Here is a 1,656-nt window from a genome sequence, read left to right on the forward strand (position 1 = left end):
CCTCCCACATCCATGTGGTCGTGCGCGAGATACGGGGCAGTTTATGAAATATCCGTGCTAAAGAAATAACTGGACTGTTTTTCCGGTTTGTTCTGTGAGGCAGCGGTTGAGCACGTCGGGTAAAGTTTCTCTCTTGCCATCAAGCAACCACTCACCCCGTTCTGCATCGTAGCCAAAATGGAAGCCACCACTGCGGGCGGCCATCCATAATTGCAGCAGCGGTGTCTGGCGGCTGAGAATAATTTTACTGAGGTCTTCACAGGTTAAGGTGAGAATGCCTGCTGAAGTTTCATAGTCAATGTCCAGTCCGGCATCCTCTATGGCGTCTTCGATAGCCAGCATCAGTTCATCCAGAAGTTCGTTATATTGCCGCTCTTTCATTTCTGTCTCGGTACACAATTTAATCTGAATGGGTGAATTTTAGCCTCCTGAAGCTTTCCTTAAAAGAAACGCAAACGATTGAAATAGCTTTTTGATTTGTAATGACCAAATATCCGGGCCAAGTGGCTCCTTAACATCCTTTGCTTGCGCACATTCTGATCTTCTAATCCTGATATTGCGGTTTCAAAAATCACTGCTAATCTTAACCAGTCTTTTGTAGACCTGCCTCTGGGCTGGAGGAATGCCAAGTGGAGCGCACCGTTGCTTTGTCATCGTAGAAGTTCTCATTGTGAGAACTTCTATGTGATAACCAGGCTTGGGCGGCCCCACTGTTCTCCCGGCAACGAACGATGAAACAGGAATCCGTGACTAACGGGAATCCCCGCCCAGCGATTTAGCCGGGGGATGATTTCAATTCCCTCATCAATAAACCCGGGCTCTGCTATGCTGATCATGCAGTCAATGCATAACTTATTATATAGAAATGCCATCGCCTGAATCCGGGCTGAAACATAGCACTCTTTTTTCAATAATCTCCAATAGGAGTGCTTCATGGTTGTCTAACTATAAAATGGTTTAACACAAGGCTTTGTAACAACAAAAGACAGGTAGCTGTATGTCGCTAGAAACAAGAGTTGAGATGCTGGAGAAGCAACACCAGTCCCTCTACAACACAATTCATGGTCTGGTGAAAGCGATGGCGGATATCAAACACATCGCACTGAAAAACCAGCATGAGATCATTGGCGTCAAGGTCAATATGTCAGGTATTCAGGCGGAGGTTACCAGTGTTAAAGAGGATGTCTCCGAACTGGCCCAGTCTACGCTGGCGGGTTTTGAACGCACCAATGAGTTAATGACGAATGCTCACAAAATTCTGGATGATATCAGCGAACATCTGGACACCATTAACGGTCGGCTGGATGAAACCAACAAACTGGTCGATGGCACCCATGAACGTGTTGATGAAACCTATGAACGTTTAAACGAGACGAATGATCGCCTTGGCGAAAATAGCGAGCGCCTTGATGAAGCCAATGAACGTTTGGATGAAAATAATGAGCGACTCGGCAGTACCAATGAGTGGCTCGGTGGTATCAATCAGCGTCTTGAAGGGGTGGAGAGTCAAGTAAAAGAGGTTCGAAAAGACATACTCACCCTTGGTCAGATGATAAAACACCGTCTGCCAGAGAAGTAACTCTTTCCAAATCTCGCCTTATCAGATATCCGGCAGGTTTAGCCTGCCTTGTTCAGCCTCGTTTAAAATTATTAAAC

General features: G+C 46.1%; 3 protein-coding genes. 1 reads left to right on the plus strand and 2 read right to left on the minus strand.

Annotated elements, in window-relative coordinates:
- Positions 1 to 57: 57 nt before the first annotated feature.
- The gene (cyaY, locus tag KDK14_RS02500) at positions 58 to 381 is read right to left on the minus strand and encodes an iron donor protein CyaY (RefSeq protein ID WP_257263444.1); all 324 of its coding nucleotides are present in this window, start codon (positions 379 to 381) and stop codon (positions 58 to 60) included.
- Between the two features lie 299 nt (positions 382 to 680).
- A complete protein-coding gene (locus tag KDK14_RS02505) occupies positions 681 to 872 on the minus strand; it encodes a hypothetical protein (RefSeq protein ID WP_257263445.1) in 192 nt (63 codons plus the stop codon).
- A gap of 125 nt (positions 873 to 997) precedes the next feature.
- On the opposite strand from KDK14_RS02505, the gene KDK14_RS02510 reads away from it, so the two are divergent.
- The gene (locus tag KDK14_RS02510; protein ID WP_257263446.1) at positions 998 to 1,579 is read left to right on the plus strand and encodes a hypothetical protein; all 582 of its coding nucleotides are present in this window, start codon (positions 998 to 1,000) and stop codon (positions 1,577 to 1,579) included.
- The last annotated feature ends 77 nt before the right edge of the window (positions 1,580 to 1,656 follow it).

This window comes from Endozoicomonas sp. ONNA2, from assembly GCF_024606365.1.
Lineage (GTDB): Bacteria > Pseudomonadota > Gammaproteobacteria > Pseudomonadales > Endozoicomonadaceae > Endozoicomonas.

Bases quoted from the DNA above. Each gene is read 5' to 3' on its own strand.
- cyaY (WP_257263444.1), bottom strand. From the start codon at position 381: ATGAAAGAGCGGCAATATAACGAACTTCTGGATGAACTGATGCTGGCT.
- KDK14_RS02505 (WP_257263445.1), bottom strand. From the start codon at position 872: ATGGCATTTCTATATAATAAGTTATGCATTGACTGCATGATCAGCATA.
- KDK14_RS02510 (WP_257263446.1), top strand. From the start codon at position 998: ATGTCGCTAGAAACAAGAGTTGAGATGCTGGAGAAGCAACACCAGTCC.